Annotated in this window: 23 protein-coding genes; 7 read left to right on the top strand and 16 right to left on the bottom strand. The window is 62.3% G+C overall.

Annotation, left to right across the window (positions count from 1 at the left end; genetic code table 11):
- Window positions 1-36: 36 nt before the first annotated feature.
- Both ASU23_RS18815 and ASU23_RS18810 read right to left on the bottom strand, forming a co-directional pair.
- Window positions 37-1,053 (bottom strand): alpha/beta hydrolase family protein, encoded by a 1,017-nt coding sequence (locus ASU23_RS18815; RefSeq protein ID WP_003941485.1) that lies wholly within the window; start codon window positions 1,051-1,053, stop codon window positions 37-39.
- A gap of 255 nt (window positions 1,054-1,308) precedes the next feature.
- On the bottom strand, window positions 1,309-2,358 hold the full coding sequence (locus ASU23_RS18810) for an alpha/beta hydrolase family protein (RefSeq protein WP_021343370.1): 1,050 nt from the start codon (window positions 2,356-2,358) through the stop codon (window positions 1,309-1,311).
- Between the two features lie 233 nt (window positions 2,359-2,591).
- Here ASU23_RS18810 and ASU23_RS18805 point away from each other — a divergent pair, with 233 nt between their 5' ends.
- The 3 genes from ASU23_RS18805 to ASU23_RS18795 all read left to right on the top strand — a co-directional run bounded on the left by ASU23_RS18805 (window position 2,592) and on the right by ASU23_RS18795 (window position 6,207).
- Window positions 2,592-3,578: a dipeptidase gene (locus ASU23_RS18805; protein ID WP_058038501.1), complete on the top strand. Its 987-nt coding sequence runs from the start codon at window positions 2,592-2,594 to the stop codon at window positions 3,576-3,578.
- A gap of 49 nt (window positions 3,579-3,627) precedes the next feature.
- Window positions 3,628-5,031 carry a dihydrolipoyl dehydrogenase gene (lpdA, locus tag ASU23_RS18800; protein ID WP_003941477.1) on the top strand — a complete coding sequence of 468 codons (1,404 nt, stop codon included), beginning with the start codon at window positions 3,628-3,630 and terminating at the stop codon, window positions 5,029-5,031.
- Between the two features lie 183 nt (window positions 5,032-5,214).
- Window positions 5,215-6,207, top strand: a complete 993-nt coding sequence (locus ASU23_RS18795; protein WP_054781530.1) for an iron-siderophore ABC transporter substrate-binding protein — start codon at window positions 5,215-5,217, stop codon at window positions 6,205-6,207.
- Here ASU23_RS18795 and ASU23_RS18790 read toward each other — a convergent pair.
- Complete coding sequence (locus ASU23_RS18790; protein WP_007735410.1) at window positions 6,183-6,632, bottom strand: helix-turn-helix domain-containing protein; 450 nt, start codon at window positions 6,630-6,632, stop codon at window positions 6,183-6,185. The two genes, ASU23_RS18795 and ASU23_RS18790, sit on opposite strands and share 25 nt — an antisense overlap.
- A gap of 118 nt (window positions 6,633-6,750) precedes the next feature.
- On the opposite strand from ASU23_RS18790, the gene ASU23_RS18785 reads away from it, so the two are divergent.
- Window positions 6,751-7,602, top strand: a complete 852-nt coding sequence (locus ASU23_RS18785; protein WP_058038500.1) for an SDR family oxidoreductase — start codon at window positions 6,751-6,753, stop codon at window positions 7,600-7,602.
- Window positions 7,603-7,653: 51 nt separating this feature from the next.
- Here the strand turns inward: ASU23_RS18785 and ASU23_RS18780 are convergent, their stop codons facing one another.
- Window positions 7,654-9,255 (bottom strand): MFS transporter, encoded by a 1,602-nt coding sequence (locus ASU23_RS18780; RefSeq protein ID WP_003941517.1) that lies wholly within the window; start codon window positions 9,253-9,255, stop codon window positions 7,654-7,656.
- A 68-nt stretch (window positions 9,256-9,323) separates the two neighbouring features.
- Here ASU23_RS18780 and ASU23_RS18775 point away from each other — a divergent pair, with 68 nt between their 5' ends.
- Entirely contained in the window at window positions 9,324-9,899 is a 576-nt protein-coding gene (locus tag ASU23_RS18775; RefSeq protein ID WP_003941498.1) for a TetR family transcriptional regulator, read from the top strand.
- Between the two features lie 3 nt (window positions 9,900-9,902).
- On the opposite strand, the gene atzF is transcribed toward ASU23_RS18775, so the two are convergent.
- The 12 genes from atzF to urtA form a co-directional block, all read right to left on the bottom strand.
- Entirely contained in the window at window positions 9,903-11,612 is a 1,710-nt protein-coding gene (gene atzF, locus ASU23_RS18770) for an allophanate hydrolase (protein ID WP_058038499.1), read from the bottom strand.
- Window positions 11,613-11,629: 17 nt separating this feature from the next.
- Window positions 11,630-12,331: a GntR family transcriptional regulator gene (locus ASU23_RS18765; RefSeq protein WP_019744458.1), complete on the bottom strand. Its 702-nt coding sequence runs from the start codon at window positions 12,329-12,331 to the stop codon at window positions 11,630-11,632.
- A 76-nt stretch (window positions 12,332-12,407) separates the two neighbouring features.
- Window positions 12,408-12,941, bottom strand: a complete 534-nt coding sequence (locus ASU23_RS18760; RefSeq protein ID WP_047268860.1) for a carboxymuconolactone decarboxylase family protein — start codon at window positions 12,939-12,941, stop codon at window positions 12,408-12,410.
- Complete coding sequence (locus ASU23_RS18755; protein ID WP_058038498.1) at window positions 12,938-13,744, bottom strand: SDR family NAD(P)-dependent oxidoreductase; 807 nt, start codon at window positions 13,742-13,744, stop codon at window positions 12,938-12,940. The genes ASU23_RS18760 and ASU23_RS18755 overlap by 4 nt, the downstream gene beginning before the upstream one ends.
- 96 nt (window positions 13,745-13,840) lie before the next feature.
- Entirely contained in the window at window positions 13,841-15,061 is a 1,221-nt protein-coding gene (locus tag ASU23_RS18750) for an MFS transporter (protein WP_058038497.1), read from the bottom strand.
- 9 nt (window positions 15,062-15,070) lie between these two features.
- Window positions 15,071-16,060 (bottom strand): LLM class flavin-dependent oxidoreductase, encoded by a 990-nt coding sequence (locus tag ASU23_RS18745; protein WP_039973481.1) that lies wholly within the window; start codon window positions 16,058-16,060, stop codon window positions 15,071-15,073.
- 136 nt (window positions 16,061-16,196) lie between these two features.
- Window positions 16,197-16,886 (bottom strand): GntR family transcriptional regulator, encoded by a 690-nt coding sequence (locus tag ASU23_RS18740; RefSeq protein ID WP_042923309.1) that lies wholly within the window; start codon window positions 16,884-16,886, stop codon window positions 16,197-16,199.
- A 1-nt stretch (window position 16,887) separates the two neighbouring features.
- Window positions 16,888-17,580 carry an urea ABC transporter ATP-binding subunit UrtE gene (urtE, locus tag ASU23_RS18735; protein ID WP_003941544.1) on the bottom strand — a complete coding sequence of 231 codons (693 nt, stop codon included), beginning with the start codon at window positions 17,578-17,580 and terminating at the stop codon, window positions 16,888-16,890.
- Between the two features lie 3 nt (window positions 17,581-17,583).
- On the bottom strand, window positions 17,584-18,420 hold the full coding sequence (gene urtD, locus ASU23_RS18730; protein ID WP_003941545.1) for an urea ABC transporter ATP-binding protein UrtD: 837 nt from the start codon (window positions 18,418-18,420) through the stop codon (window positions 17,584-17,586).
- Window positions 18,417-19,523 carry an urea ABC transporter permease subunit UrtC gene (gene urtC, locus ASU23_RS18725; protein WP_007735392.1) on the bottom strand — a complete coding sequence of 369 codons (1,107 nt, stop codon included), beginning with the start codon at window positions 19,521-19,523 and terminating at the stop codon, window positions 18,417-18,419. The genes urtD and urtC overlap by 4 nt, the downstream gene beginning before the upstream one ends.
- Window positions 19,520-20,404 (bottom strand): urea ABC transporter permease subunit UrtB, encoded by an 885-nt coding sequence (urtB, locus tag ASU23_RS18720; protein WP_003941514.1) that lies wholly within the window; start codon window positions 20,402-20,404, stop codon window positions 19,520-19,522. Before urtB ends, urtC begins: the two co-directional genes overlap by 4 nt.
- A gap of 54 nt (window positions 20,405-20,458) precedes the next feature.
- Window positions 20,459-21,715 carry an urea ABC transporter substrate-binding protein gene (gene urtA / locus ASU23_RS18715; RefSeq protein WP_054781649.1) on the bottom strand — a complete coding sequence of 419 codons (1,257 nt, stop codon included), beginning with the start codon at window positions 21,713-21,715 and terminating at the stop codon, window positions 20,459-20,461.
- 267 nt (window positions 21,716-21,982) lie between these two features.
- Here urtA and ASU23_RS18710 point away from each other — a divergent pair, with 267 nt between their 5' ends.
- The gene (locus tag ASU23_RS18710) at window positions 21,983-22,723 is read left to right on the top strand and encodes a TetR/AcrR family transcriptional regulator (protein WP_003941474.1); all 741 of its coding nucleotides are present in this window, start codon (window positions 21,983-21,985) and stop codon (window positions 22,721-22,723) included.
- Between the two features lie 126 nt (window positions 22,724-22,849).
- On the top strand, window positions 22,850-23,839 hold a 990-nt coding region (locus tag ASU23_RS18705), incomplete at its 3' end, for an ABC transporter substrate-binding protein (protein WP_058038496.1).

Here is a 23,839-nt window from a genome sequence, read left to right as displayed (position 1 = left end):
AAACACTGGAGCGGGGTCGAGTGAGAACGAATCGGGTCAGACGCCCAGGGAGTGAGCGAGCATCGGCCAGGAGTTGTGGAGATCGTCCTGCCAGTAGCCCCACGAGTGGGTGCCGGTCGGCTTGAAGTCGAAGGTGGCCGGGATCTTCAGATCGCTCAGGCGGTAGGCGAGGTTGTGGGTGCAGTAGTTGACCGCTGCCTCGATGACGCCGCCGACGATCGCCTGGTTGGCGAGCGCACCGACCTGACCGTTGATCGCGGGATTGGCGAGAGTGTCGTGTGGGCCGGGGAGTCCGGAGCCGGTGGAGACGTAGAGTTCGGTGCCGCGGAGCTTCTCGGCGTTGAGGACCGGATCGTTGTCCTTCCAGCCCTGACCGTCGAGCGGGCCCCACATGTTGGTGATGTCAGCTCCGCCGCGGGTACCTGTGACAAGTTCGATCGCACTCTGACCGACGGGGGTGCTGGTCTCAGCGCATCCGCTGTACGCCCCGACGCCCTTGTAGAGGCCGGGAGCCGCGATGGCGAGGTTGAGGACCGAGGTCGCGGTCATGGAGATCGCGGAGATCGACTGGACCTTGTTGGTGTTGAACTCGGCGTCGATGACGGGCGGGAGTTCCTTGGTGAGGAACGTCTGCCACTTCTGGCGACCGAGAACCGGATCGTCGTTCACCCAGTCGGTGTAATAGCTGAACGCGCCTTCGAGTGGAGTGACGACGTTGACGTTCTTGTCCTGGAAGAAGTTCATGACGTCGGTCTTGCGTTGCCAGGTCGCCGAGTCTTCGCCGCCGCCTGCACCGTTGAGCAGGTAGAGCGTCGGGCGGGGTTCGCTGCCATCTGCGGGGAGGATGACCTCGAGCGGGATGTTGCGATCCATCGCCGGGGAGAAGACCGAGATGGTGACCTTGCGGTCGCCGGTCTTGGTGTTGCTCACGACGTGCGATCCGGACGTGTCACCGCCCGCAGAAGCTGTCGCCGGACTGATCAGCATCGGCAGCACCGTGGCCACTGCGAGAGCTGCGATCACACTGCCACGCTTGAAAATTCGAGCACGCATACGTTCGGATCCTCCACCTGAATGTCTTCGGATCCGGAACGGATCGAAGTGCCTGTGAGCCCTTACTGGAACAGGTTCACTTTTTGTTATGTGTCAGTAAAGCAGAGCGGGCGCAGAAAGTGACGCGATTCGATTGCCTGACAATTGAATTGGCCCCGGAATTAACCCCCGAATCAACCCCCGAATCGGCCCAGACAAGCACTCGACCCCGCTCCCGGAAGTGCAGGGAGCGGGGTCGAGTCGGAACGATTTCGGTCAGATGCCCATCGAACGAGCGAGCATCGGCCAGGAGTTGTGGAGATCGTCTTCCCAGTAGCCCCACGAGTGGGTGCCGGTCGGCTTGAAGTCGAAGGTGGCCGGGATCTTGAGATCGTTGAGGCGGTAGGCGAGGTTGTGGGTGCAGTAGTTGACTGCTGCCTCGATGACGCCGCCGACGATCACCTGGTTGGCGAGTGTGCCGACCTGTCCGTTGATCGCCTCGTTGTTCAGGGTGTCGTGCGGGCCGGGGAGTCCGGAGCCGGTGGAGATGAAGAGCTCGGTGCCGCGGAGCTTCTCGGCGTTGACGACGGGGTCGTTGTCGATCCAGCCCTGGCCGTCGAGGGGGCCCCACATGTTGGTCACGTCAGCGTCGCCGCGCATGCCCACAACCAGTTCGATGGAGGACTGGCCGACCGGTGTGCTGGTCTCGGCGCATCCGCTGTATGCACCGACGCCCTTGTAGAGGCCCGGAGCTGCGATGGCGAGGTTGAGGACCGAGGTCGCGGTCATCGAGATCGCGGAGATCGACTGGACGCCGTTGGTGTTGAACTCGGCGTCGATGACGGGCGGGAGTTCCTGGGTCAGGAACGTCTGCCACTTCTGACGGCCGAGGGACGGGTCGTCGTTCACCCAGTCGGTGTAGTAGCTGAATGCACCTTCGAGCGGGGTGACGACGTTGACGTTCTTGTCAGCGAAGAACTCGTTGACGTCGGTCTGACGCTGCCACGTCGCCCGGTCTTCGCCGCCGCCTGCACCGTTGAGCAGGTAGAGGGTCGGGCGGGGTTCGCTGCCGTCTGCCGGGAGGATGACCTCGAGCGGAATGTCGCGTCCCATGGAAGGTGAGTACACCTTGATGGTGGCGATGCGCCCGTTGTCCGTGCGGCTCGAGAGCTTGGAACCCGTTGTGTTTGCCTTGGCAACAGTTGCCGTGGTGGTCGACGGATCTCCGCCTGCGGACGACACTGCAGGGCTGATCAGCATCGGCAGCACGGATACTGCGGCTACAGCGGCGACCAGACGGCCACGCTTGAAAGTGCGAGCACGCATACGTTCAGAAACCTCCACCTAAAATTCCTTCGAATCCGCCCAGGAGTGAACGGTCCTTTGTTGCTGTTCCCGTACGGGAATTCATGCTGGGTACATGCTCTGTCGATAGGTACAGGGCGTGTGAGTCTTGTAAGTTCTACCGCATCGGTGCGTTATCCGCCAGTGAACCAGAGATTTGCTGAACGTACGACCAGTTTCAGGTGAATTTCCCTGATCATCGACGGGATTAGTGAGTGAACCGGACATATCCACTATGGGAACAACATTGTTGCCTACCTCTGCAGTCGAACGCGTCTGTCGAAGATCTTCTCCGATATCAGCGCCCAGCGGGGAGTTACGTTTCGGTGAACGTCGGTTACTCGCCGCAGACTCGCGCGGACTCGACGGCAATCGCCAAGAGTTTCGCGTGGCAGGCGCGGGTCGAGTTCCCGGAGATCACCCCTGTCTTCACCGTCGACGGCGTCGTCGAGATTCAGGAGTCCGGCGGAATCGCCCTGGCCTTCGACCTGGAGGACTCGAATCCGCTGGAGGGAGACCTGGCCAACGTCTCGTACTTCTACGACCTCGGAGTCCGCTCGATGTTGCCGACGTATAACTACATGAACGCTGCCGGCTGCGGCTGCTTGGACCTGGCGGACACGGGGTTGAGTGGATACGGCCGTGACCTGGTTGCCGAGATGAATCGCGTCGGAATGACGGTCGACGGCTCACATTGTTCTGTACAGACGGGGTTGGACATCTCAGCTATCACCCAGCGAGCAATGATCTACAGCCACTCGAACCTCCGAAGGTTGTGGGAGCATCCGCGCAACATCACCGACGATCAGGCCAGAGCGTGTGCGGAGACCGGCGGCGTCGTCGGGATCAACGGCGTGGGCATATTCCTCGGCGTCAACGGACCGGATGACGACCAGGCTCGGCTGTCCGCGATGGCCGACCACATCGAAGAGGCTGTGGGACTCGTCGGCATCGATCATGTCGGGATCGGCTCCGACTTCTCATTCGACGCCGACGACTTCCGCGAAGAGATCGAGCAGAACCCGTCGTCGTTCTCCGAGGCGTACACCGCGTGGGGGCCACTGCAGTGGACTCCTCCGGAGGAGGTGCTGACACTTGATCAGGTATTGCGTGAGCGGGGCTTCGACGAGCCGTCGATCGAGGCCGTGTACGGCGGAAATTTCGCCCGAGTTGCCCGAGAAGTGTGGGCTACCGACGGGTAATACGACCATCTGGGGACAGCGAAACGATGCAGGACTACCCTGGTGAATCGTGACCTCACACTATGACGTCGTTGTCCTCGGAGCCGGCCCCGGTGGGTACGTCGCTGCTATCCGCGCGGCACAACTGGGCCTGAGCACCGCCATCATCGAGCAGAAGTACTGGGGCGGTGTATGCCTGAATGTCGGCTGCATTCCGTCCAAGGCGCTTCTCCGTAACGCCGAACTCGCGCACATCTTCACGAAAGAAGCGAAGACGTTCGGCATGTCCGGAGACGTGTCCTTCGATTTCGGCTCCGCTTTCGATCGCAGCCGCAAGGTCGCGGACGGGCGAGTCAAGGGCATTCACTTCTTGATGAAGAAGAACAAGATCCCGGAGTACGACGGCAAGGGCACGTTCGTCGACGCCAACACCATCAGCGTGGAGCTGAGCAAGGGTGGCACCGAGACGATCACGTTCGACAACGCCATCATCGCGACCGGTTCGTACACCAAGCTGCTGCCCGGCACCTCGCTGAGCGAGAACGTCGTGACCTACGAAGAGCAGATCCTCACCCGTGACCTTCCGGGTTCGATCCTCATCGTCGGTGCCGGCGCGATCGGCATGGAGTTCGGTTACGTCCTCAAGAACTACGGCGTCGACGTCACGATCGTCGAGTTCCTCGATCGGGCACTGCCCAACGAGGACGCCGACGTCTCGAAGGAAATCGCCAAGCAGTACAAGAAGCTCGGCGTCACCATCAAGACCGGTGCCGCTGTGCAGTCCATCAGCGACGACGGCAGCAAGGTCACCGTCTCGATCAAGGACAACAAGTCCGGCGAGATCGAGACCGTGGTCGTCGACAAGGTTCTGCAGTCCGTCGGCTTCGCACCGCGCGTGGAGGGCTTCGGTCTCGAGAACACCGGTGTCGCGTTGACCGATCGCGGCGCCATCGCGATCGACGACTACATGCGCACCAACGTCCCGCACATCTTCGCCATCGGTGACGTCACCGCCAAGCTGCAGCTCGCGCACGTCGCAGAAGCTCAGGCTGTCGTCGCTGCCGAGACCATCGGCGGCGCGGAGACGCAGACACTCGGTGACTACCGGATGATGCCGCGTGCGACGTTCTGCCAGCCGCAGGTCGCCTCGTTCGGTTTGACCGAGGAGCAGGCCAAGGCCGAGGGCTACGACGTCAAGGTCGCGAATTTCCCGTTCGCTGCCAACGGCAAGGCACACGGTCTCGGTGACCCGACCGGTTTCGTCAAGCTGATCGCCGACAAGAAGTACGGCGAACTGCTCGGCGGGCACCTCATCGGACCGGACGTTTCGGAACTGCTGCCCGAGCTGACCTTGGCCCAGAAGTGGGACCTCACGGTCAACGAGTTGGCACGCAACGTCCACACCCACCCCACGCTCAGTGAGGCACTGCAGGAAGCGATCCACGGCCTCGCCGGCCACATGATCAACTTCTGACGGCAGGGCCTTCGGCCCCGTGCGCCTTTTCGGTAGTTCGCACTACCGGAAAGGCTCACGGGGTTTTTCGTCTTTTGTGTCGAGTTGTGTTGCGAAACCGCCATCTGAGGCCTTCGAGTCGGGGTGTAGGCGCGCAACGCATTAGCGTCCCGAGTCGACCATTCGGCTTTCGAAGGACCACTCATGAAAACTCGTTCCGTACTGCTCGCGGCTTGCGTCGCGCTGACGCTCTCCGCCTGTGGAACCTCAGGTGACTCCGGATCGGACGCCGAAGCTTCGGGTGCCGCCGAGGTGGGGGCGTTCCCCGTGACCGTCGACCACGCCTACGGTTCGACGACGATCGACGCGGAGCCTATGCGCATCGTGACCATCGGATGGAGTGGCCAGGATGCGGTGATCGCACTGAACAAGGTTCCGGTCGCCATGGAGAGCTTCTCCGGCGCCGGCATCGAGAACAACATCCTGCCCTGGGACGCTTCGCGTCTGAACGGTGCCAAGCCTGTTCTCATGACGACCAATCCCGATATCCCGTTCGAGCAGATCCTCGGGCTCGATCCCGACGTGATCCTCGCCGTGTACTCCGGCATCGACGAGGGCGAGTACAAGCGTCTCAGTGACATCGCGCCGACCGTCGCGTTCCCCGACCAGCCGTGGGATACGGCGTGGGACAAGCAGATGAGCATGATCGGTGCAGCGCTCGGACAGCCGGAGCAGGCTCAGACGCTGATCGACGAGACCGGGGCGTACTTCGAGAAGCAGGCCGCTGATCACCCACAGTTCCAGGGCAAAACCGCAACGTATGCAATGCGCACCGACGAGGGCCTGATCGTCTTCTGCGGCACCGACCCGCGGATCCGTCTTCTCGGCCAGCTCGGGGTGAAGACCTCGCCCGGTGTCGACGCAGTGTGCACTTCCGGCGACAGTTCGGTGTCCGTGGGCATGGAATCCATCGACACACTCGACGCCGACGTCTTCATTCTCGTCGACGCCGACGGCACCAACCTGGACAAGCTGATGTCCTTCGGTCCGTTCGCGAACATGACCTCGGTGTCGAACGGCCGTCTGGTTCGTCTGGTCGGAATGGACTACGCGATGGCTACGTCCGCTCCGACGGTGCTGAGCGTTCCCTACGCATTCGACGAGTTCATCGCTCAGCTCTCGGACAAGTTGAGCTGATTCCGGGCGTCGTACGACGCTTGTGACGCAACGATTTTCGGCACCTGCGATTCGAGTAGTTCGATCAGGGCCGTGATCTTTGCGGCGACGTCGGCGCCGAGTTCGGTCAGGCTGTATTCCACTTTGGGCGGGATGGTTTCGAGTACCTCACGGTGCACGAGGCCATCCCGCTCGAGTGTTTGCAGGGTCTGCGAGAGCATGCGCTCGCTGACTCCGTCGACGCGTCGGCGCAGGGCACTGAACCGGTACGGACCCTCGTTCAGTGCTGCCAGTGCGAGTGCGCCCCAGCGTCCGGTTGCATTCTGCAATGCCGCCCGAGAGTTGCACCCGCGAGCGAAGACGTCAGCCTCGAGGGTTGGGTCCACGACGTCGGCATTCGGATCAGGAGTCTGGGCAGCACGTGAAGGTGAGTCGGTGCTGGTCATGAACCCAGGCTACTACTGCACGATCCGATAGCGCTAACTCGCCGTGTTGCACTTACGAAAAATAAGTGCATGATGGTTGCAGAACGCATTTACGCTTCAACCTGGATCGGGAGTTCGCATGAGCATTGCAGTCACCGGCGCAACCGGAAACCTCGGACAACTGGTAGTCGAGTCGTTGATCGAGCGGGGAGCCGCCGCGTCCGACATCGTCGCAGTGGTCCGCAATCCACAGAAGGCGGAAAGCCTCGCCGCCCGCGGAGTAGTTGTACGCCAAGCGGACTACGCCGATGCCTCGGCGTTGGAAACCGCATTGGCGGGCGTCGACAAGCTGGTGCTGATCTCGGGAAGTGAAGTGGGGTCACGGCTCGCGCAACACACCAACATCATCGACGCGGCGAAGGCTGCCGGCGTCGGATTCATCGCCTACACGAGCATATTGAATGCTCAGGACACGCCGATGAAGCTTGCTGCCGAGCACAAGGCGACCGAGGACGTGCTCACTCGGAGCGGTATTCCGTTCGCGCTGTTGCGCAACGGTTGGTACTGGGAGAACTTCACCAACGACCTGGCCGGTGTGATCGAACGCGGCGCACTGGTCGGTGCGGGAGCGGAAGGCAAGATCGCGGCTGCGGCGCGTGCGGATTACGCCGACGCCGCAGCAGTAGTCGCGACCACCGATGGCCACGAAGGCGCAGTGTACGAGTTGGGCGGTGACGAGAGGCTCACCTACGCCGAATTGGCCGCAAAGATCAGCGAATTCGCCGGCAAGCCCGTCGCGTACCAGTTCGTGGACGAGCAGGCATACGAAGGCATTCTCGAGAGCGTCGGACTGCCTGCACCGGTTGCGCAGATCCTCGCCGATTCCGATGCTGCAATTGCCAAGGGGGCGTTGGACACCGAGTCGGGTGACCTGCAGAAGTTGATCGGCCGCAGCAGCACTCCGGTGACTGAGGTGTTGAGGAAGGCCTGACCTGCTGTGCGCCTTTATTAACCGCGGGCGGTTAATAAAGGCGCACAGGGGTTACCCCATGTGGACTGCACCCTCGGCGGGCAGATCACCCTTCTTGGCGCGGACCAGAACCAGCACTACCGGTGCGATGATCGCCAACAAGATTGCCGCCCAACCGAATGCGGCTGAGTATCCGGATACCTCGGCGCCGAAGAAGTAGTCCGTCATCGAGGCGACGAAGTCCTGTACCGGCTGGGGGAGTAGTGCCAATTGATCGCCGGTCGGGATGGTCGCATTCGACATGTCGACAGGAATGCCTTCCGGCGGGATCGGCGCCGCGTTGTCGGCGGTGAAGGCCGACTTGGCCGAAGCGTAGATCGTGGTGAACAGTGCGGTTCCGAGTGCGCCGCCGATCTGCAGGGTGGCGTTGACCAGGGCACTGGCAGCGCCGGCGTCGTGGTCGGGGACACCGATCAGTGCGAGGTTCTGCATCGGCACCATCAGCAGACCCAGTCCGAAGCCGAAGATCGCGAGGCCGGGGAACACGTGCGTCCAGTAGGAGCTGTGTACCTCGATCTGGGTCAGCATGAGCAGTCCTACTGCTGCCACCAGCGGGCCGGCGACCATGAGCGGCTTGGGGCCGATCTTGGTGGACAACTGCGCTGCGATGGTCGACGCCAAGACGATGAAGAACGCCATCGGCAGCGATCCGACGCCGGCCATGACCGGGCTGAATCCGAGCACGATCTGCAGGTAGAACGTCAGGTACAACGTGCCGCCGAGCAGGGCGGCGCCCACCAGCATGGAGCCGATCAGAGCAGCGCCGCGATCGCGATGCCACGGAACGCTCAGCGGTAGAAGCGGATTCTTGCTGCGGCTCTCGACGACCACGAAGATCGCGAGGAAGACCAGACCCAGTGCGATGAACAGCAAAGTGTCCGCCTGACCCCAGCCGTGCTCGGCGCGTGTGAATCCGTAGACCAGTGAGCCGAGCCCCAGGGCGATGAGGACAGCGCCGGGAAGGTCGTAGCTCGTGTCGCCGTGCGCTTTGGTTTCCTTGACGATCGGGACGGCCGCAGCGATGGCGATCAGCGCGATCGGGATGTTGACGAGCAGGCACCAGCGCCAGTCGACGTACTGCGTCAGCACTCCACCGAGGAGAAGGCCGATAGCAGCGCCACCGCCGGAGATCGCGCCGTAGACGGCAAAAGCCTTGGCGCGCTCCTTCTCTCCGATGAAGGTGGTGGTGAGCATCGACAGCGCAGCGGGCGCGAGCAATGCTGCGAAGACGCCCTGGCCGGCGCGAGCGATGAACAGTTCGATACCGCTCTGCGCGATGCCGCCGATGCCGGAGGCAACCGCGAAGCCCGCCATGCCGACGATGAAGGATCGCTTTCGGCCCCAGTAGTCGGCGATACGTCCGCCGAGGAGCAGCAGCGCACCGAACGCCAAGGCGTACGACGTGACCACCCACGCGCGGTCAAGGTCGCTTATGCCCAGTTCCTCCTGGGCTGCCGGTAGGGCGATGGAGACGATGGTGCCGTCGAGCACCACCATGAGTTGAGCGAACGCGACGATGCAGAGCACCAGCCAGCGACGTTGATGATTCGGATTCTCGGAGACAGCCGGGATCGGTGGCAGAGTGCCGCCGTCGACGTGGGACGTGGTGGTCATTGGAAAAAGGTATTCCAGCCTTCTCGGGTGAGTCAAACGAAATAGTTCGTTCGGTTACCATCATCACTATGGCTCCCACTGACGTGACCGCGACGAAACAGCGAATCCTCGACGCTGCGCAAGAAGAATTCGGCACCTATGGGCTTGCCGGTGCGCGCATCGATCGGATTGCGAAGAACGGAAACGCCAGTAAGGAGCGCCTCTACGCATATTTCGGTGACAAGGTCGCGTTGTTCCACGCGGTGCTCGACGTCGACTTCGAGCAGGCGATGGAATCCGTCGAGTTCACCGGTGAAGACATGCCCGCGCATGCTGTCGAACTGTTCGACGCAATGCTCGGCAAACCACAGATTCAACGGATGATGATCTGGGGTCAATTGCAGGGTGAGGCACCACGGATGAAGAAGTTGGCCGAGGAACATTCCAGCTGGGTTCCGCGAATGGCCACGATCCGCAAGGCTCAAGAAGACGGCCTCATCTCGAAGCACTGGGACCCCCAGGACCTGATCACGATGCTGTTCGGCCTCGTGTTCGGCTGGGTGGTGGCCCCCGGTGTGGCCGACAACCAGAACGTCGACGCCGACGAGATCGCGCGCCGCCGTGAGGTGGTGCGCGAGGCCGTCACTCGAATCTGCAAGCCGTGACTGTCAGCGAGAGAGGTACGCGGCCCAACCGCCGTAGTCGGTGATGTCAGCTGCGCCGTTTACGGCGTCATGAGTGCAGCTGAAACCGACTGTCGTTCTGCCGTCGGATAACTCGACGCTCGTGAGCGCCATCGGTGCAGGCAAGGCGGCGAGGAACGTTCCCAGCCCGGCCGGTGAGATTCGGAAGATCTCGCCGACGACCGGTGCGCCGAGTCCAGGGCCACGGCGTACCAGGCCGGGCTTCGGTGGCGTCGTGTCGAGAGCGAAGAGCCGGTAGGCATCCGAGGTCGTGACGGTTTCGACGTACCGCGCGCCGAGGTCGACCAACTGTGTGTTGAGGGGTTGCCCGCGCAGGTGAGCGCCGAATACTGCGAGGTCGATTCCGGTATCGACGAGGGTGGGTGAAGGCACATCACCGAGTCGTGCGGCGAGGTCGATGGCGATCTGGTCGTCGAAAGCGGGTACGACGAACATGACGCCGAACGGGTGATCTTCGGCAGTGCGGTGTCCGGGCGCCGCGACGGCCGCCATGTCGAGCAGGTTGCAGAAGTTGGTGAAAGTTCCCATCCGGCGGTTGATTCCGAATGGATCCTCGGTCACGGCAGCGATGGTCGGATGTTCGGTGGTGGTGGGAAGCAGTAGGGCGTCGAACCCGGCGAGGAGTTCCCGGGCGGCAGCCTTGGCGTGGGTGAGAGCGTCGAGATCGTCGACTAGCTGGTATCCGGTGGGGTGCTTCGCGCCGAGCACGATGTCGGACACCGCGGGATCTGCTCCGGCAGGACGAGTTTCGAGGAACTCGCCGGCAGCGGCGTACCGCTGCGCCACCACGGCGCCGTCGTAGAGCAATCGGGCCGCGTCGAGCAGTCCGGATATGTCGACGGTCTCGGTCTCGGCGCCGCCGGCTACCAGAGCTGTCACAGTGTCCTGAAATGCTGCTGTATACGACGGGCTCAGTTGAGCGAGATCCTCGATTCGGGGGACGGCGACGCGGGGATTCGGCGCCGCCGCGAGACGAACGTCGGAAGGCCAGACGCGGCTGCGGGGATCCCGAGGTTCGTGGCCGATCATGATTGCCGCTGCCGCGGTTGCCAATTCGAGGTCGTCGGCAAATACCGTCAGAGCGTCGTAGTCCACGCAGGCGGGCACTACTCCGTGGGCGGGGATGACGCCGAGCGAGAGCTTGAGTCCGTAGATCCCGTGGAACGCTGCCGGCACCCGGCCCGAACCGGCAGTGTCGGTGCCGATTCCGATGTCTGCAATTCCCAGCGCGACAGCGACGGCGGATCCGGAGCTACTACCGCCCGAGATCAACTCTTCGTCCCAGGCGCAGCGAACGGCTCCGTACGGACTGCGCGTTCCGACCAGTCCGGTGGCGAACTGGTCCAGATTGGTCTTCCCCAGAACAACAGCCCCGTGCTCGATCAACCGCGCAACGGCACTGGCGGTTTCGTCCGGCGAATACGCGAATTCGGGGCACGCCGCTGTGGTCGGCAGACCGGCGACGTCGACGTTGTCCTTGACGGCGACCAGACGCCCAGCCAGAGGAAGATGCTCGCCCGCGGCGATTCTGGCTTCGACCGAAGCGGCATCGGCAAGCACATCTTCCTTGCGGCGCAACGTGATCCAGACTTCGGGGCGATCTACTTCCTCGATCCGCTGGAATGCCTGCTCGACCCGGGCTGTCGGGGTGAAAACTTCTGCTGCGATGGTCATGGTGTGTACTGCTCCGATCAGTCCGTGATGTTGGCGAGTGAGAGCGCGGTGATCGCGCGGGTCACCCGGTCGAGGACGACGTCGAGAGACTCGCCGATGTGCTGGTGCAAAAGCGTGCGGGCCTCGGGCAGATTGCCGGCACGTAGTTCTTCGAGGATTCGAATGTGCTCCGCGATCGAGGTGTCGATGCGGCCGTTGACCATGAAGTCGTACATCCGAACGTGCCGGATACGGGAATTCACCGACAGCAGCGACGCGACCAGTTCATTGTTTCCCGACGCCCTCAGTACGGCGACGTGGAATTCCTCGTCCAGTTCGACGAACCCCGGTTCCTGAGCGGGCGGATCGAGAGCCAGGGCACGCCACCGCACCAATTCGTCGTCGAGGATTGTTCGGTCGTGCCGGATCGTCGGATCTGCGATCGCCCGGGTAATTCCCTGTAGTTCCAGAGTGATTCGGAGTTCATACAGATCTCGGATCCGCGGGATACTCGGGCGCACGGCGGAGAACCCGTACTCTTCCCGGCGCAGGAGTCCATCGGCGCACAGCATCGTCAACGCTTCCCGTACTGGTGTGCGAGAAATGCCGAAACGCGTGGAGAGTTTCGGTTCCGTCAGGCGCTGATCGAACCCGATAGTCCCGTTGACCAGTTCGGTGCGTAGTTCCCGGTAGACCACCTCACGCAGTGGCTCCGGCGCCGTATTCATCCCTGTCGACATACCTGTATACGCTATTGATCAGGTGTTTCGTCCAGATGTCTTCGGGTTAGAGCTGAGTTACGGCCGCCGCGGAACTTCAGGAGAAGTCGCGCTGAACCCGCAAGGTTCCGATCGTGGTGGCCAGGCCGTCGTACTGAGTGACCAACAAGGTGAATTCGATCAACCGACGATCGTCGAGATGCTGCGAGAGCGTTCCCCACGTGTTGTCGGTGACGTCCTTGGTGGTGACCAACTCGTCGACCGCAGTCAAGATCGCACGGTGACGCGGACTCAACTCGGAAGCGCCAGGGCCCTCGATGATTCGGGCCAGTTCTTCTGCGTCGATTCCGGCTTTGCGGCCGAGCCTGATGTGGTGATCCATCTCGTAACCGCAGTCCCGCAGGTGCGCGACCCGCAGGATGATCAGTTCGGTGTCGTGGCGAGAGATCTTGCCGCCGGGCATGAGTGAGCCGGAGTAGTGCAGCCAACCGCGGAAGAGTCCACCCGTGCGCCCCAAGGTGCTGAACAGATGCGCATCGGGTGCTCCGGCAGCCTTCGACAGGACACGCCAGATTCCCCAGTTGATCGGACCGAGGTCCTTGAATCGGCCGGGCGGGATGCGGGGGTTCATGCGACTCCACGGATGTGAGAGGGACGGAGGTCGATAGCTCGTTGCGCGATGTGGCGAACCGCGGCGCTGCGGCGGGGCGCGTGTACGCGTGACTTCCGGCCGACGATACCGCGCTCGAACGCGTCGACGGCGTCAGCGACGGTCGTGGTGCCGACGCTGGCGAGGGTTCCGCGTGCTCCGTCGAACGACAGTGCAGTGGTATCGGTGTCGATGTCGCCGATATACGCGACGCCCACCTTGGTGCCGAGGTGTTTCATTTCCAAGCGCAACGCGTCACCCAAGGCTTCGACGCCGGCGCGCGAAGCACCGAACGGTCCGCGAAACGGATGCTTGGCGGCGCCGTGAGCCGAGGCGACCACCAGGGCGTAACCGTTTTCGTGACTGATGTGCGGACCGGCTGCGCGCAGGGTGTAGTACGTGCCCATGAGATTGACTTCGACGGCGCGGCGCATGTCCGCAGGGTCGCCGCCGAGGATCGACGAGTTCGCCTCGACACCGGCATTGGCGACGACGACGTCGATGCCTCCCAGCTTCTCAGCGATGTAGTCGACGCCGCGAGATACCTGCTCGAGGTCGGCGACGTCGCACAACTGCCACGGCGCGCGGCCGCAGGAAGTGGCGACTTGTTCGAGAAGTTCAGGCTCGAGGCCGAGCAGTCCCACGGACGCACCACGGTCGTACAGGCGTCTGGCCAGCGAAGAACCGATATTGCGGGCAGCGCCGGTGATCAGGATGCGCCGACCCGTCAGGTCGTCCGCACTACTCTTGGCCGATTCGGCCTTGCCCGCCTCGCTCTTGCCCATTGCTGTGTCCCTACGCAGTGACCTTCTGGTCCTCCGACGCTAACACCGCCGGGTAGCTGCGACTGCAAGTACCGCCAACTCCGTCCGAACGGGTGTTCAGACCGATGCGGCTTCGAGACGCGGATGTGACGTGGAAGCCTGGGTCGACCGCAATCGACGGAATCGGACCACGGCAACGATGGCGGCAACAGCGGCGAGGATCACCAACGGCAGCGACGGACCCATCGTGGGTTCGATGACAACCAGTAGCACCGGCAGTCCGAATCCGAGATAGGTGCCGACGTAGAAGATCCCGGTCAGGGCGCCCCGCGAGGCGGGGGGAGCCAGCGACTCGAGGTCGAGCAGTCCCTCGCGTAGACACAGTCCGTAGGCCGTACCGAGGACGAGCGCGCAGACGATGAACAACCCGAGCGCGGGGTGCGCGCCGCCGACGGCGACCAGGCAGTATCCGAGCGCCGCCAGTGCGGCGCCGACCGTGCCGGCCTGAGGACCCCAATTGCGATGGCGCGCAGCGGTTTGAACCAGGATTCCAGCACCCAGAGTCAGCGCCGCCGCGAAACCCGGAAGGAGAGGACCTGAGTAGCGGTCCCCGAGCCTGGCCGTCATGGTCACGAAAGAGACTGTTGCGCTGGCGAACACCCACGGCGCCAACGGAAGTGCCCAGAGCAGCGCATTTGCGACGGAGCGCTCCGCGCCGTCTGGCGCATTTGCGACGGAGCGCTCCGCGCCGTCTGGGACGGGTGTGATGGTCGCGGCTTCTACGGAAACAGGTGTACGACTCCACACAGCTGCCGCGGTAACCGAACCCACCGACAAGAAGGCCGAGACGACAAAGGGCGTAGCGAGTGGGAAGGCGGCAAATTGTGCCAACAGACCCGAAAACAGTGGTCCCAGTGCGAAACCCGAGGTGAGTACTACGCCCGCCATCACGGTTCCGGACTTGCCGCGAAGGTCAGCCGCCCACGCGGTACCGGCGCCGATTGCCAGACCGGCACCGATACCGACAACGAGGCGCCCGACCATGAGCCCGGGCGCGTCGTGCCAGAGAAGAAGAATCAAGGTTCCGAGCGAGGCTATGAGCGCTCCGGGCAGGACGACTACAGCTCGGCCGACGCGATCCGACAGTGCTCCACCGGTCAACAGGCCGGGTAGAAGTCCGAGCGCGTAGATACCGAAAACACCGTCGAGCACGGTATGCGAAAGGCCCTCGTCCACCCGGAGAACCGGGATGAGCGCAGCAAAGTGGTTGGCGGCCCAACCCGTCGAAAGTAGAACTGCCAGTACCGAGATGAACCCGCGACGGGATGGATCGCCCATACCGGCAGCTTAGGCGGGTACCAGATCGCTCACGTCGGCGAGGAGTTCGAACGTGCGCAACCAAGCCTCGCGGTTGGTGCCGGTCGACACCGTGATCAGCTCGTCGGCCTGTGCATGCTCGGTGAACTCGTCGAGGTAGGCGCGGACCTCCGTGGGCGTGCCGATGGCGCTGTACTTGGTCATCTGCAGAACCTGCTGACCCGCGGGGGAGTCGAGCAGCATGTCCGCTTCGTCGTCCGTGAACTTGCGTCCGCGTCCGAGAAGAAGGCTGACGCGCGAACGCTTGGCCGCGAGGAAGTCCTGCTGAGCCTGCTCATGGGTGTCGGCGGCGATGACGTTGACGCCCGCGATGACGTACGGCTCCGCCAACTGCTCCGACGGCTTGAACTCGCGTCGATAGATCGCGACGGCGTCGCGCAGGGCGTTGGGGGCGAAGTGCGAGGCAAATGCATACGGCAGGCCGAGCATCGCGGCGAGCTTGGCTCCGAACAATGACGATCCGAGAATGTAGAGCGGAACGTGAGTGCCCTTACCGGGAACGGCATTGATTCCGGGGACGCGCGAAGTGTCGCCGAGGTAGCCCTGAAGCTCGAGTACGTCCTGCGGGAAGCTGTCCGAAGAACTCGGGTCGCGTCGCAAAGCCTGCATCGTCTTCTGATCACTACCGGGCGCGCGACCGAGACCGAGATCGATGCGACCCGGGTGCAGAGTCTCGAGGGTGCCGAACTGCTCGGCGATCGTCAGCGGCGCGTGGTTGGGCAGCATGATTCCACCGGCGCCGAGGCGGATTTTGCTGGTGTGCGCGGCGACGTGGCTGATCAGAACGCTGGTGGCCGAAGACGCGATGGAACCCATGTTGTGGTGCTCGGCATACCAGATTCGCTTGTAACCCCACTCCTCGGCACGCTGCGCCAAGGTCACGCTGGCGTCGAAGCTGTCTTTGGCGGTTTCGTTGTCGCCGATGTGGGCGAGATCGAGGATGGAAAGTGGGACGGCCATGAATGTGGTGCCTTTCTCAGCGAATAGAACGCAAACGTCGTTGTGAGGTGCAACCGCTGTGAGTCCATTCCTATTTCCGAGAGCCTTCCCACGCTGAGCAAGTGCGATTTTCGGAGGGGCGGTGACCCCCGCTCGATCAGTTCCGCACAGCGTTGGCCATGGCGGCCAACGAGAGGGCCTGACGAGCACGGTCGAGGACAACCGCACGAGAGATGTCGATATGCGATACCAGTGCCTCGTGCGCTTGCGGAATCTTGCCGTCCAGAACCAGCTCGACGACGGCGATATGTTCCTCCACGGTGGCCTTCATACGGTCGGGAGTCAGGTAGTCGAACATCCGCACGGGGCGCAGCTTCGAGTTGACGGCCTGAAGAGCGTCGACCAACGCGTGGTTTCCGGACGAGGCGAGGAGCGCGATGTGGAACTCCTCGTCGAGCGTCACGAAACCGGCGTCCGGTACCGGCATCTGTTTGAGAAATGCGTACCACTTGTCGAGTTCGGAACCGAGCGCGTCTCGATCATGAGCGGGGGCCTCACCGTCGAGTACCCGCCGAAGTCCGTGTACCTCGAGGAGTATGCGCAGCTCGTAGAGGCCACCCAACTCGTCGAGGTGCGGTCGGTACGGAAAGAGGCCGTGTTCGTCGCGCTCGACCAGCCCGTCGGATTCCAACTTCGCGAGCGCTTCGCGCACCGGTGTTCGCGAGACACCGTAGAGATGAGCCAACCGTTCCTCGCCCAGTCGTTCGGATGGCGCGATCTGACCCGACATCAGATCGTTCCGGATCGACCGATAGACCTGCTCGCGCAGCGGCGGGCGCACACTCATGTCAGATTGCCATCGCTCGACGAACCGCCTCGGTGGACGTGGTGCCGCCCTCACCGGTCGAGGTCACGTGTCCCGCCGCGAGAATGCTGTAATGCTGCGCAGATTGGAGCGCGAAACCGATGTGCTGCTCTACGAGGAGGACACCGAGATCGCCGCGTTCGGTGAGTTCCATGACGGTCCTTTCGATTTCGGCGACCACGTTGGGTTGAATGCCCTCGGTCGGCTCGTCCAGAATGAGGATCTTGGGCTCGGTGATCAGGGCGCGAGCGATGGCAAGCTGTTGTCGCTGTCCACCGGAGAGAAGTCCCGCGCGACGGTCGAGGAGCGTGGTGAGTGCGGGAAACAGATCCAATGCCTCTGCGATGAGTGCCTTTCCGCGTTTGCGCCCGTCGGCGACCACCCGAAGATTCTCGGCAGTTGTCAGTTGTCCGAACGACTGCTGACCCTGGGGTACGTAGGCAAGTCCGCGAGCGACGCGGGCGCTCGGCCGTAGACCGGTGATGTCCTCACCGTTCAGAAGTACCTTTCCCCGTGTAGGTTTGATCAGACCGACGGCGGCGCGCAGCAAGGTGGTTTTACCCGCACCGTTGTGACCCATGACTGCCGCAACTCCGTCGCTGGGAACCAGCAGGGATACGCCGTGGATCACTTCGGTGCGTCCGTAGCCGGCGCGGATGTCGACGAGCTCGAGCATGATTCAGTCCTCCGGGGTCGGTTCGGTGTCGGCGCCGAGATCGGTTCCGGCAGCGGCTGTGCCGAGGTAGACCTCTTGCACCTTGGGGTCGGCTTGGACCTCCGCCACAGTTCCTTCGGCAAGCACTTTCCCAGCGGCGAGCACTGTGACGGACGTGGCGAAGGATCGCATGAAGTCCATGTCGTGCTCGACTACGACGACGGTTCGCGCACCGCCGATGCGCCGCAGAAGGTTCCCGGTCTCCTCGCGCTCCTCGAGGCTCATGCCTGCGACGGGCTCGTCGAGCAGGAGCACGGAACAGTTCTGTACCAACAACATTCCGATTTCGAGCCACTGCTTCTGTCCGTGCGCCAGAATGCCTGCGGCGGTGTCCCTGAGGTGCTCCAACCCGGTTGTCTCCAGCGCCTCTTCGATCTCGGGAAGCACACCTTTGCGTTTTCTGAGCAGGTTCCACGGTGATCGGCCGGCTCCGGCCGCGATGTCGAGATTCTGCAGCACCGAGAGCTCTTCGAAGACGCTTGCCGTCTGGAAGGTTCGCCCGACGCCGAGGCGGGCGATCTTGTGAACCTTCTTGCCGAGCAGTTGCTCGCCGGACTTCGTGATGGAACCCGTCGCGGGAACGAGTCCGGTGATGGCGTCGACCAACGTTGTCTTTCCAGCCCCGTTCGGGCCGATGAGAAACCTCAGGTCGCCCTGCATGAGGGTCAAGTCGACGCCGTCGACGGCCTTGAAACCGTCGAAGCTGACCGAAAGATTTCGTACTTCGAGGTACTCGGACGACATTCCGGCGTTGCCACCCAGTGCCGGTGTGGGTTCGCTGGTGGCGGTTGTGTTGGTCATGACGACACCTCCACTGGTTCGGGTTGGGAGACCTTGACCGGCGGGTCGGCCGGGGTCTCACGCTTCTTGCGGTGGCGCATCAGGGCGAACAATCCGGCCACACCTGCCGGGAAGAACCCGACCACGACGATGAACATCAACCCTTGTGCGTAGATCCATCCCGAAGGGAGTTTCTCCGAGAATGTCGACTGCGCCCACGCGACGCCGATCGCACCGAGTACCGGACCGAGAAGCGTTGCGCGGCCGCCGATCGCGACCCCGATGAGGAAAGCGATGGACGGGACGATCCCGACGTCGGCGGGGGAGATGATGCCCACGATCGGAACGAACAGCGCGCCGGCGATACCGGCGAGGAATGCCGCGGTCACGTAGGCGACCAGTTTGATGTTCGCGGGATCGTATCCGAGGAAACGTACTCGCTCCTCTTGATCACGGACGGCGACGAGGAGTTCGCCGTATCGGGAGTTCATCAGCTGGCGAATCAGAGCGACCGATGCGAGAAGAACTCCGGCAGCGATGAAGAACAACATCTGCTTGTTCGCCGGATCGTTGAGATTGAAACCGAAGAACGTACGAAAACGGTTGAGGCCGTTGCTGCCACCGATCGACTGCTGGCCGATCAAGAGGATCGCGAAAGCCGCGGCGAGTGCCTGCGAGAGGATCGCGAAGTACGCGCCCTTGACTCTCCGCTTGAACACACCGAGTCCGAGGAGAAAGGCAACAGCGGCCGGCAGGAAAAGGATGGCGAAGATCGCCACGAATGGCGAGGCGAACGGTTGCCAGTATCCCGGCAGTTCGGTCTTGCCGGCGATGGACATGAAGTCCGGGACCGCGTCACCCTTGAGTTCGGCATCGGCGATCTTGAGGTGCATCGCCATCACGTATGCGCCGATCCCGAAGAACACCCCCTGGCCGAGCGTGAGCATTCCGCCTCTGCCCCAAGCCAAACCGATACCGACAGCGACTATGGCGAAGCACAGGAATTTGGCCAACAGTGACAGCCTGAAGTCCGAGAGCACAGCCGGAGCGACGGCGAACAGCACGATGGCGGCGAGTGCAAAACCGCCCCACACCCGAATTCGGGAATTGTTCAGGATGCTCATACGAGGCTCCTCGTCTTGACTGCGAACAGGCCCTGCGGCCGAACTTGAAGGAAGACGACGATGATGACGAACACGATCACCTTCGCGATCGACGCTGTCGTCGAGTACTCGATGAACGAGTTCAAGATGCCGAGGGCGAAGGCTGCGATCACGGCTCCCTTCATCTGACCGAGACCGCCGACGACAACAACCAGGAAGGCGTCGATCAGATAGGACTGGCCGATGGTCGGGCTGGTGGAACCGATGAGCGTCAACGCGACACCCGCGACGCCGGCGAGCCCGGAACCGAGGAAGAAGGTCGTGATGTCCGTACGACGAGAGGAGATTCCGCTCGTCTCGGCCAGATCGCGATTCTGGACGACGGCCCGGATGCGTCTACCCATCGACGACTGCTTCAGTGCGACCGAAAGTGCGATCACCGCTGCGATCGCCAACACCAGAATGAAGATGCGGGTTTTCGGCACCACGGCGCCGAAAATATCGACCCCGCCCGAAAGCCAGCTCGGCGCCGAAACATTGACTGCCGGCGCGCCGAAGATGTCGCGCGCCAACTGCTGAAGGATCAATCCGACGCCGAATGTCACCAACAGCGTGTCGAGGGGTCGGTGGTACATCCGCGATACCAGGACCACTTCGAGCACAACACCCATCAGTCCGCCGACGACGAAACCGACGAGCAGAGAAATGATCAACGATCCCGTTGCATTCGAGATCACCTGCTGCACTACGTATGCGGTGTACGAGCCGGCCATGATGAACTCGCCGTGTGCCATGTTGATGACACCCATCTGCCCGAACGTGAGAGACAACCCCAACGCTGCCAACAGGAGAATCGATCCGATACTCAAACCCGTGAACAACTGCCCGATCACAACATCCATGACAGACGCTCCACCTCTCTACTCGTCGATTCCGTCAATTCCGCCTTTCGTCGATCAGCTACCGAGCCCCTCAGCCCAGGGGTAGTTCTTCAGGTACGGATCCGGCTCGATCGGCTGTCCCGAATCCCAGACCGTGTAGATCAGTCCGTCGGAACGGATTTCGCCGATCCGGGCAGTCTTGGTGATGTGGTGGTTGTCGCCGTCGATGGTGACGAGTCCTTCGGGCGCCTGGAAGGTCACACCGTCGGCGTTGTCCTGAATATCCTTGACCGCAAACGAGTTGGCCTTCTCGACGGTGTTCTTCCAGAGGTAGACGGAGGTGTATGCCGCTTCCATCGGATCGGACGTGGGCTTGTCCTGGCCGAACTTCGCCTTGTACGCCGCGACGAACTTCTTGTTCTCGGGGGAGTCGATGGTCTGGTAGTAGTTCCACGCCGTCAGCTGGCCTTCGACGTTCTGGACTCCGATACCACCGATCTCTTCCTCCGCAATGGAGACGGAGACGACGGGCATGTCGGCGGGCTTCAGGCCGACATTCGAGTATTCACGGAAGAATGCAACGTTGGAATCGCCGTTGAGTGTGTTGAACACGGCATCGGCGTCGGCTGTGCGGACCTTGTTCACGATGGTGGAGAAGTCGGTCGAACCCAGAGGCGTGTAATCCTCGCCCTTGATCTCGATGCCGTTCGCTGCCGCGTACGCCTTGATGATGCGGTTGGCGGTCTGCGGGAACACGTAGTCGCTGCCGACCAGATACAGCGACTTGACGCCCTTCTCCTTCAGGTAATCCAGAGCCGGGATGATCTGCTGGTTGGTCGTTGCACCCGTGTAGAAGATGTTCTTCGAATCTTCCAGTCCCTCGTACTGGACCGGGTAGTAGAGCAAAGAGTTGTTGTCCTCGAACACGGGCAGCATGGCCTTGCGGCTCGAGGAGGTCCAGCCACCGAAAACTGCTGCGACGCAATCGCTGCTGATCAGTTTCTCGGCCTTCTCGGCGAACACTGTCGGCTCCGACGCGCCGTCCTCTGCCACGATCTGGATCTTCTTACCCAGTACACCGCCGGAATCGTTGATCTCCTGCACCGCCAACGAGATGGAGTCGCGGACCGTCACTTCACTGATGGCCATGGTGCCCGAGAGTGAATTCAGGGAACCGACCTTGATCGTGTCCCCCGAGGTGTCGACGCACGACGTAGCCGTCGAATCTCCCGATGCGGTGTCTGTTGCCTTGCTTCCGCAGCCGGTGAGAACCAAGCCCAGCGCGGCGAGAGCGGCCGGCGCGGCAAGGGTGCGCTTCGAGAAGGTTCGCATGTACGGGCCTTTCGTGTCGATGGCTCTGGCAGACAATGGCTCTGACAGATCTGTATCCGGAGTGCGTATACAACGCTGTATTCGTCGAGTGCACAGAGTAGGTGGAAGTTGTTGCGGTGGAATGACTGTCGGTGACAAGTGTGTGTCCGGTGTTTCGATTGGGTGTCCAGGACCTCACACCGCAGGTCAGCGAGGGTGCGGTGTTAGCATCGACGAGAAATTGATCAAGCACTCGCTTGACGATCGGAACGTCGGAAGGATCTTCTCGTGCGCTCGACCCGACGGGACGAAATACTCGCTCATGCGGCCAAGCTGTTCAGTGAGCGGGGGATCGCCGCGACGACGGTGCGCGACATCGCCGACGAAGTCGGGATCCTCTCCGGCAGCCTCTATCACTACTTCGACTCCAAGGATGCGATAGCCAACGAGATCGTCGTCCGGTTCCTCGAAGATCTCAACGTCCGGTACGAGGACTCGATCGAACCGGAAGGTTCGGCTCGAAATCGCCTGGCCACGATGGTGTCGGTCTCCTTTGCCTCGGCGGTGGATCACCCGTATGCCACGGAGGTCTATCAGGGAGAAGCCATACTTTCGTCGCAACCGGCGGACGCGCCCATCACCATCCTGGTTCAGAAGGCACACAGCTACTGGCGATCGGCTATCGCTCGCGGAATTGCCGACGCGGAGTTTCGGGAAGACATCGATCCCGAACAGTTTCACCGTCTCCTGCGTGAATCCGTCTGGTCCACCGTCGCGCAGTATCGCCCACAGCTTTCCGAATTGGCCGAAGATCTGCAGCGCAATCTGATTTCGGTTTTCCTGGACGGCTTTGCCGCACGTTCCGTCGACGGCGAGCCGGTGGCACGCATTGCGCGGCGCACGGCGAAGAAGGAAGCGCAGACCGAATCTCCCGACTCGGACCTTGCCGAACTCCGCTCTGATGTCGACGAATTGAAGTCCGTCATTCGCGAACTCAGCTCGTCGATCCGGCAGCTGCAGAAGCCGTAACACCGCAGTTCCTGCGCGTGTAGTTCGGATTTTGACTATCAGTGTGACCCAGTGCATATTTCTGTTCACACTCGTAAATCAAGCGCTTGTTTGATTTACCAAGCACAGTTTGGACGGGAGTTCGATGTGAGACTCGGAAAGGCGATCGCCGTCTGCGCGGCAGTGGTCCTCGGGGCGAGCGCGTGCGCATCTGCCGGTGTCATTCCCGAAGACACCATCGTCATCGGTTTGGACGAGGACTCCACCGGGCCCGGTGCGTCGTACAGCACGATCGCCGGCAAGACGGTGCGGATGACCGTCGACCTGATCAACCAGGCGGGCGGAATCAACGGTAAGCAAGTCGAATTGGTTGTCGAGAACGACGAGAGCAGTCCCACCAAAACCCCGTCGATCATTCGGAAGTTGGTCGATCACGGGTCCAGTGCGGTCATCCTCGCCACGGGCAGCGGGTCGGTGCTGCAGGCCAAGTCGATTCTCCAGCAGTCGAAGATTCCTGCGATAGCTCCGGTCGTTCTCAGCGACGCCTTTGCCTCGGCGCCCGACAACGACTTCTCGTTCATGATTCCGAACTCGTTGAAGCAGTACGCCCAGGTGTACTGCGGGGCTTTCGAGAAGATGGGGTACAAGTCCCTGGGAATTCTCGGTGACGCGAGTGCGTCCATCGACGGAATCATCAAGACCCTGCGGCCGGCGCTCGAGAAGTGCGCGAGAGTGACGGGCGTCGAAAAGGCGCCGGTCGATGCCGCGGACATCACCGCACAGGTCTCACGTCTCGCGGAAACCGAACCGGACGCGATTCTGGTCGCCAGTATCGGCGGGCACTTCGAAATCCTCGCGCACAACACCTTGTCGAAGGTCACCCCGCAGACGCAACGCTTCTCACTCGCTTCCATCGGAAACCAGCCCGCATCTTGGGCTTTGGCGGACTCGAAGGCGTTGAGCGGCATGGTGTACATGGGCTCGCTCAGTGAGAACAACCCGAGAACCGCCGAACTGCGTCGCAAGGTGCAGGCGGTGAAGGGGCCTGATTATCAACTGACCGCCTACGACGCACAGGCGTACGACGCCGTCATGATGTTGGCCGAGGCAATCGAAATTGCCGGCGACCACCGAGAT

Source organism: Rhodococcus sp. KB6 (assembly GCF_001445685.1).
GTDB lineage: Bacteria > Actinomycetota > Actinomycetes > Mycobacteriales > Mycobacteriaceae > Rhodococcus_F > Rhodococcus_F qingshengii.
The sequence above is the reverse complement of the archived record's forward strand: the minus strand, read 5'-3'. Positions and strand labels throughout refer to the sequence as shown.

Excerpts from the sequence above, each read along its gene's own strand:
- urtA (WP_054781649.1), bottom strand. The coding sequence starts at position 21,715 with ATGCGAACCTTCTCGAAGCGCACCCTTGCCGCGCCGGCCGCTCTCGCC.
- ASU23_RS18755 (WP_058038498.1), bottom strand. The coding sequence starts at position 13,744 with ATGGGCAAGAGCGAGGCGGGCAAGGCCGAATCGGCCAAGAGTAGTGCG.
- ASU23_RS18745 (WP_039973481.1), bottom strand. The coding sequence starts at position 16,060 with ATGGCCGTCCCACTTTCCATCCTCGATCTCGCCCACATCGGCGACAAC.
- ASU23_RS18795 (WP_054781530.1), top strand. The coding sequence starts at position 5,215 with ATGAAAACTCGTTCCGTACTGCTCGCGGCTTGCGTCGCGCTGACGCTC.
- ASU23_RS18740 (WP_042923309.1), bottom strand. The coding sequence starts at position 16,886 with ATGAGTGTGCGCCCGCCGCTGCGCGAGCAGGTCTATCGGTCGATCCGG.
- urtC (WP_007735392.1), bottom strand. The coding sequence starts at position 19,523 with ATGAGCATCCTGAACAATTCCCGAATTCGGGTGTGGGGCGGTTTTGCA.
- urtE (WP_003941544.1), bottom strand. The coding sequence starts at position 17,580 with ATGCTCGAGCTCGTCGACATCCGCGCCGGCTACGGACGCACCGAAGTG.
- atzF (WP_058038499.1), bottom strand. The coding sequence starts at position 11,612 with ATGACCATCGCAGCAGAAGTTTTCACCCCGACAGCCCGGGTCGAGCAG.
- ASU23_RS18780 (WP_003941517.1), bottom strand. The coding sequence starts at position 9,255 with ATGACCACCACGTCCCACGTCGACGGCGGCACTCTGCCACCGATCCCG.
- ASU23_RS18815 (WP_003941485.1), bottom strand. The coding sequence starts at position 1,053 with ATGCGTGCTCGAATTTTCAAGCGTGGCAGTGTGATCGCAGCTCTCGCA.
- ASU23_RS18810 (WP_021343370.1), bottom strand. The coding sequence starts at position 2,358 with ATGCGTGCTCGCACTTTCAAGCGTGGCCGTCTGGTCGCCGCTGTAGCC.
- urtB (WP_003941514.1), bottom strand. The coding sequence starts at position 20,404 with ATGGATGTTGTGATCGGGCAGTTGTTCACGGGTTTGAGTATCGGATCG.
- urtD (WP_003941545.1), bottom strand. The coding sequence starts at position 18,420 with ATGACCAACACAACCGCCACCAGCGAACCCACACCGGCACTGGGTGGC.
- ASU23_RS18760 (WP_047268860.1), bottom strand. The coding sequence starts at position 12,941 with ATGAACCCCCGCATCCCGCCCGGCCGATTCAAGGACCTCGGTCCGATC.
- ASU23_RS18790 (WP_007735410.1), bottom strand. The coding sequence starts at position 6,632 with ATGACCAGCACCGACTCACCTTCACGTGCTGCCCAGACTCCTGATCCG.
- ASU23_RS18775 (WP_003941498.1), top strand. The coding sequence starts at position 9,324 with ATGGCTCCCACTGACGTGACCGCGACGAAACAGCGAATCCTCGACGCT.
- ASU23_RS18785 (WP_058038500.1), top strand. The coding sequence starts at position 6,751 with ATGAGCATTGCAGTCACCGGCGCAACCGGAAACCTCGGACAACTGGTA.
- ASU23_RS18750 (WP_058038497.1), bottom strand. The coding sequence starts at position 15,061 with ATGGGCGATCCATCCCGTCGCGGGTTCATCTCGGTACTGGCAGTTCTA.
- ASU23_RS18765 (WP_019744458.1), bottom strand. The coding sequence starts at position 12,331 with ATGTCGACAGGGATGAATACGGCGCCGGAGCCACTGCGTGAGGTGGTC.